Source organism: Rhodococcus sp. NPDC080181, from assembly GCF_040702225.1.
Lineage (GTDB): Bacteria > Actinomycetota > Actinomycetes > Mycobacteriales > Mycobacteriaceae > Rhodococcoides > Rhodococcoides fascians.
The window spans coordinates 332,319-338,470 of record NZ_JBFBKN010000004.1 but is presented as its reverse complement, the minus strand read 5'-3'; the positions used below and the strand labels follow the sequence as shown (position 1 = coordinate 338,470).

Below are 6,152 nucleotides of genomic sequence, written 5' to 3'. Positions count from 1 at the left end.
GATCCATCACTACAATCACCACCGACCCCACACAGGCATCGGCGGCAAGTCACCCATCGAGCGACTGACCGTCCACAACGTCCCCGAGAAGAACACCTAGTGCGCGATTCGCCGCCGATATTGTGAGATCAGTAGCTCGCAGTACCGCGGAATCGGAAGTCATACAACTTTGAGAAGCTCGTTGATCTCCGCGACGCGTTCATTCCGCATCACCCTCACTCCGCACACGGAGTACCACGGCAATCGTGTCTCTCAATGTCACTGAAACTGAGGGCTTTTGGTCCCTGACATCGATCGAGACGGCAATTGGCAAGTTTCGCCGCCCGCGCGCTAGCGATGTTCCCAACATTCGGTAAATGGCTATGTTGCCGGCGTCAATCCGGGCTGACGTCTCGCTCACACGCGTCACTTTGCCCCCTAGCGGCTCCAAAGCAGCAATGATGCGATCGATCGAGGTGCCCCGGGGTATCCGCGACCCGACCTTGATCGGGGCAGGAATTTGCGAAGAATTGATCAGTGGTGCTGCCATCTCGCATCCTCTCGCTTGTATACCCCGCCGCCAACACATCCGCCGTTGTCATTGCCCACCACACAACCGGTTTCGTGGAATGGAAGGCGAATGCTCCTGGCGACGGAAGCGGGCGTTTGTGGTTGCGGCTGTCTAGGTTCAGCCCAGGCTCATTTGCACTGCCGCCATGGCCAGCGCGGGAACGGCAACCCCGATGAATACTCCCCCGATAGCTCGTCTGACCTGCATGTCTACTCCTCGAAAAGCATGAGTTGTTTCGTGCTTCTGGACGCTTCGAACATAAAACGGCACAGACGTAAGAGACAAGGGTCTGAGCCAAAATAGTTCGCCAAGGTATCGAAAGTTTGAAACCTGAAGCACATCGCTTGCCGCTCAACTCCCGTTTCGGCTTCGACTCGAGCGGCGTTGTGCTCGACCTCATCGTGGACCCGAGAATAGAAGGCTGATCGGCGGGAAAGAGTGGAAAGGTCTCGTCAATGACTATGACCAATGCCCCGTGGCGTCATCCCCAGCCCCAGCTGTCACGACTTCGCCTGGACGCAATTCCCGCGGAGATGCTGCACGCCTTGGCAACGGGACAGTCGATTCCCGCATCACACCACCGCGTTTCGCCCTATCTCGCCGGGGTCGAATGCCGCAGCCTGTGGCGGAGGAGAAGCAAGCAGATCATCGACATCCCCGGTGATGCAGCGTGGATCACGCGGCTGATGGTCGACCCAAACGTCGCCATGCCAGTCGGCGTGGCCGGCTTCCACGGAGCTCCCGACGAGACGGGGATGGTGGAGATCGGGTACCGAGTCGATCCTGAGTTTCGTCGACGAGGCCATGCCAGACGTTCGGTAGAAACCCTTCTCGCCGTTGCACGGCAACACAAGGAAGTGCGTAGTGTTCGCGCCACAGTCAGCCCGGGCAACACGCCCTCGCTGGCCCTCATCGAGAGCTTCGCGTTCATCGAAGTGGGTGAGCAATGGGATGACGAGGACGGCCTCGAGATCGTCTACGAAGTCTCCGCAGCACCGGTACAGCAAGATCAAGCGGTACGAACGGCTCCGCGGTAGAAGTCTGCGCGATCGTGTGCAGACATTCCGCCCCACACGCCGTACGGCTCGTTCGCTTCGAGTGCGTGCTGACGGCATTGCTCGAGCACCGGGCATCGGCCGCAGACCTGCTTGGCGGTCTTTTCTCGCGTGGCGCGGGCACGGCCTCGCTCCCCCTCGGGATGGAAGAACACGGACGAGTCGAGACCACGACACAGACCGTCGAGTTGCCAGTCCCAGACATCTGCATTGGGAACGGGAAGTTGGACCGGCCTGGCGGGTGCGCCTCGCACCATGAGCTGTCTCCTCACTGAAAAGTGAACAAGCTCACCTTCTCTCATTCGTCGTACTTTTACAAGTCCTTTCGGTCATTCGTAGTACTTAAAATCAAGCGCGCTTGCTTGGAATATGCACTTACCGGACACTCCGCCCCGGACCTCTGCCCTGTTTCGGCCCCCGGGTGTGGATCAATGTCCCATTGCCGCACTCTGAGCGACTGAATCCCGCATTGATCCGAACCCGGGTGGGGAGCAAGAGGGCAGAGGCAGGCAGCACTCAGTGGCTTTCGGACATTCCTGCGCGTTTTTCGAGTTCGACGAGGACGTGTTCGGCGATTTTGGTGGGCGGCGGGCCGATGTCGACGACGATGGCGTTCTCGTCGTCGCCGAGGGGTTCCAGTGTCGAGATCTGGGTGTCCAGCAGCGAGGACGGCATGAAGTGGTCCATCCGTGCATTCAGACGCCCGCTGATTCGGTCCTTGGTTCCGGCCAGGTGCACGAAGATCACCGGCGCCCCGTCCCTGGCTCCTGCGCTCAGTACGTCCCGATACGACCGTTTGAGTGCCGAGCACGTCACGATTCCCGATCGTCCCGTGCTGGTGTGGTCGGTGATCCACTCGGCGATGATGTCGAGCCACGGCCATCGGTCCTCGTCGGTCAGGGGCTGACCCGACGCCATCTTCGCGACGTTGGCGTCCGGGTGCAGGTCGTCGCCCTCTTGGAGGTCCCATTTCAAGGCTCCGGCGAGGATGCCTGCCACGGTTGATTTGCCCGATCCGGATACCCCCATCACCACGAGAACCGGATGGTGCGCTCTGCCTGTCTTCTCTGCTGCCATGCCTCGATACTGCTCCATCCGGTGCATCGGGATCGGACAGACGCGAGAAACCGGGCAACCCGTGGGACGATCGATCGGACATGACCGAGACCAATGATTTTCGCCAACTCCACGATTCGGTGCTCGACGAGCTCGGGCGCGACATCGTGAGTGGCGCGATCCCGAGTGGCACCCGAATCTCGGCCGACGACGTCGCCGTGCGGTTCGCCGTATCGCGAACCGTGGTGCGAGAAGTCGTTCGTGTTCTCGAGTCACTGGGCCTGCTCACCGTTCGGCGACGCGTCGGCATCACGGTCCTGGGTTCGCAGAACTGGAACTCCCTCGACCCGGTGGTCATCCGCTGGCAACTGGCCGGTCCTGCCCGCGCCGAGCAGCTTCTGCTGCTCAGCGAACTGCGCTCGGGTATCGAGCCTCTGGCGGCCAAACTCGCTGCCCACCGAGCCACCCCCGAGCACTGCGGGGCGCTGACCGCGGCGGTTATCGGTATGTCGTCGACGTCGCGTTCCGCGGACTCGGAGGCCTACCTCGAACACGACTGCAACTTTCACCGCACGCTGTTGGAGGCGTCGGGCAATCCCATGTTGCGGTCGATGTCGGACATCGTCGTCGAGGTACTCGCCGGACGCACCCGCCATGCCTTGATGTCGCGGCAAGCAGACCCCGAGGCCATCCGGTTGCACGGAGTGGTCGCGTCCTCCATCCAGTCCGGTGACGCCGACGCCGCCCAGCGAGCGATGTTGGCCATCGTCACCAAGTCCGCGAGGTCGATGTCGGCTGCTTCCGGTGTGACGCCATCGCCCGGTCTGGTTCCCGACCAGCAGTGATACACCGGGCGCACGAAGCCAGGTACGCCGAGACGAGGTTCATCGCCTAGATTCGACGCGTGACTGCTCTCGAATTGCCGCTCGAACTTCGCCGCGCACTCGTCGGAGTCGCTCGGACTCCGCGTTTGCTCGTCGCGTCCGATTACGACGGAACCATGGCTCCGATCGTCTCCGACCCGCAGAAGGCCTTTCCGCACCCCGAGTCCGTCAGCGCCATGCGCGGGCTCGCCTCCCTCGCCGGCACCAATGCTGCGGTCATCTCCGGCCGCGCTCTTCGCGATCTCGCGATCCTCTCGCGATTGCCGTCCGAGGTGCAGCTCGTGGGCAGCCACGGCAGCGAGTTCGACGCCGGGTTCGTCAACGCCATCGACGACGACGCCAAGAAGCTCCTCACCGTCATCACCGGCGAGCTCCAAGCCATCGCCGACGCCCATCCGGGCGTGAGTATCGAAACCAAGCCGGCCAGCGTCGCACTGCACGTGCGCAACGCCGAGACTGCTGCGGGCGAAGAAGCCCTGGCCGCCGTGCGTTCCGGTGCTGCCGCACGCGACGGCGTCCAAGTGACCGAGGGCAAGTCCGTCATCGAGCTGGCCGTCATCATCACCGACAAGGGCGTCGCCCTCGATATCCTCAGACATCAGGAAGCCTCCACTGCCGCAGTCTTTTTCGGCGACGACGTCACCGACGAGAAGGCATTCGGCCACCTGCACGGACCCGACATCGGGGTCAAGATCGGACCGGGCGATACTCTCGCCGAGTTCCGCATCGACAGCACCGAGCACGTGGCACTGGCCTTGGCGTTCCTGCTCGAGGAGCGTCGGCAGTGGCTCTCCGGAGCCGACGCCCCGCGCATCGAACGACTGACGATGTTGGCCAGCCCCAACGCCGTCGCGCTGCTCACTCCCGATGCCGACGTCACCTGGCTCTGTCACCCCGAGCCCGATTCGGCAGCGGTGTTCGCACACCTGCTCGGCGGCGATCAGGCCGGACACTTCAGCATCGGACCCGTCCGCGCATCGCTTCCGTTGAGCCAGCAGTACGTGGACGGCACGATGACCGTGCAGACCAAGTGGGCCAGCCTGCAGGTCACCGACTACCTCCCGCACGACATCGGCCAGGGCCAGACCGCGCTGACCCGCGTCATCACCGGCAAGGCACCGGCCATCGTCACGTTCGCGCCGCGTCCGGAGTTCGGAAAGGCGTGGGCATCACTGGAACCCGACGTCGACGGACTGCGCATCCTCGGCACCGCGGACCCGATGGTCCTGCGGAGCCCCGGCGTCACCTGGAACATCGTCTCCGACGGATCCCAGCAGTCCGCCCACGCCGAGGTCGACCCGTCGAACGGGCCGATAGTTCTCGAATTGCGGCTCGGCACAGACGATCTGAGCGAGCACCCGTGGCCCGAGGTCGAACGGCGTCGAGCATCGGAATCGTACTGGAAGGACTGGGCAGACGGCCTGAATCTGCCGCCGCTCAAGCGCGACCTGATGAAGCGATCGGCTCTGACCTTGCGCGGCCTCGTGCACGCCGAGTCCGGTTCGATCATGGCCGCCGCCACCACGTCACTGCCCGAAGACATTGGTGGAGTGCGCAACTGGGATTACCGATACTGCTGGCTGCGCGACGCAGCATTGACCGCGACCGCACTGGTCGACGTCGGATCGACAGCCGAGGCCGAGAACTACCTCTCGTGGATTCACGGGGTACTCGAATCGGTGTCGGGACCCGAACGCCTGCACCCGCTCTACACCATCTGGGGCCTGGGCCTGCCGCCCGAGGCCGTCATCGACGAGCTGCCCGGCTACGCGGGTTCACGTCCGGTCCGCGTGGGAAACGCTGCCAACCAACAGGTTCAGCTCGACGTCTTCGGCCCCATCGTCGAATTGGTGTCCGCCCTCGCACACGCCCGCAAAGCCGCGGGGTCGGAGAACGGCCTGTCCGACGACGACTGGGACCTCGTCCGCGCGATGGTCGAAGCCGTCGAGCGACGCTGGTTCGAACCCGATCACGGCATCTGGGAAATCCGAGACAATCCCCGCCACCACGTCTACTCGAAGGTGATGGGCTGGACGACGGTGGACCGCGCCATCGGTCTGGCCGAAACCTTCGGTCGCACAGCAGAATCGAGCTGGACCGAGCTTCGTGACACCATCCGAGAAGAAGTGCTCGCCAACGGCTGGAACGACGAAGTACAGTCCTTCACCGCCGCATACGACGGCACCGACCTCGACGCCGCGACGCTGTACATCGGCCTGTCCGGACTGATCGAGCCGTCGGACCCGCGTTTCGCAGCCACCGTCACTGCAACCGAAGCCGAACTGCGCAGCGGATCGACGGTCTACCGCTACCGCCACGACGACGGTCTGCCCGGCGGCGAAGGCGGATTCCACCTGTGCGCAGCGTGGCTCGTCGAGGCATACCTGTTGGTGGGCCAACGCGCCGAGGCCGAGGCTCTGTTCGCTCAACTCGTCAGCGCCGCCGGACCGACCGGACTGCTCAGTGAGGAATACGACCCGATCGCCGAACGGTCGCTCGGCAACCACCCCCAGGCCTACAGTCACCTGGGTCTGCTGCGTTGCGCGAGATTGCTCAGCGCTCAGCCCGTCTGACCCCCACCCCCGGTTCACTCCTCCCCAGTTGGGA

At 63.6% G+C, this 6,152-nt stretch carries 5 protein-coding genes; 3 read left to right on the top strand and 2 right to left on the bottom strand.

What is annotated here, in order from left to right; translation table 11 throughout:
• Positions 1–1,005: 1,005 nt before the first annotated feature.
• A complete protein-coding gene (locus AB0O58_RS07445) occupies positions 1,006–1,587 on the top strand; it encodes a GNAT family protein (protein WP_052061477.1) in 582 nt (193 codons plus the stop codon).
• Here AB0O58_RS07445 and AB0O58_RS07440 read toward each other — a convergent pair.
• Both AB0O58_RS07440 and AB0O58_RS07435 read right to left on the bottom strand, forming a co-directional pair.
• Entirely contained in the window at positions 1,560–1,862 is a 303-nt protein-coding gene (locus tag AB0O58_RS07440) for a WhiB family transcriptional regulator (protein WP_032364923.1), read from the bottom strand. The genes AB0O58_RS07445 and AB0O58_RS07440 overlap by 28 nt on opposite strands.
• Positions 1,863–2,121: 259 nt before the next feature.
• Positions 2,122–2,682 carry a gluconokinase gene (locus tag AB0O58_RS07435; RefSeq protein WP_032364969.1) on the bottom strand — a complete coding sequence of 187 codons (561 nt, stop codon included), beginning with the start codon at positions 2,680–2,682 and terminating at the stop codon, positions 2,122–2,124.
• Positions 2,683–2,762: 80 nt separating this feature from the next.
• On the opposite strand from AB0O58_RS07435, the gene AB0O58_RS07430 reads away from it, so the two are divergent.
• Complete coding sequence (locus AB0O58_RS07430) at positions 2,763–3,506, top strand: FCD domain-containing protein (protein WP_027494331.1); 744 nt, start codon at positions 2,763–2,765, stop codon at positions 3,504–3,506.
• A gap of 59 nt (positions 3,507–3,565) precedes the next feature.
• Positions 3,566–6,118: a trehalose-phosphatase gene (otsB, locus tag AB0O58_RS07425; RefSeq protein ID WP_205024920.1), complete on the top strand. Its 2,553-nt coding sequence runs from the start codon at positions 3,566–3,568 to the stop codon at positions 6,116–6,118.
• The last annotated feature ends 34 nt before the right edge of the window (positions 6,119–6,152 follow it).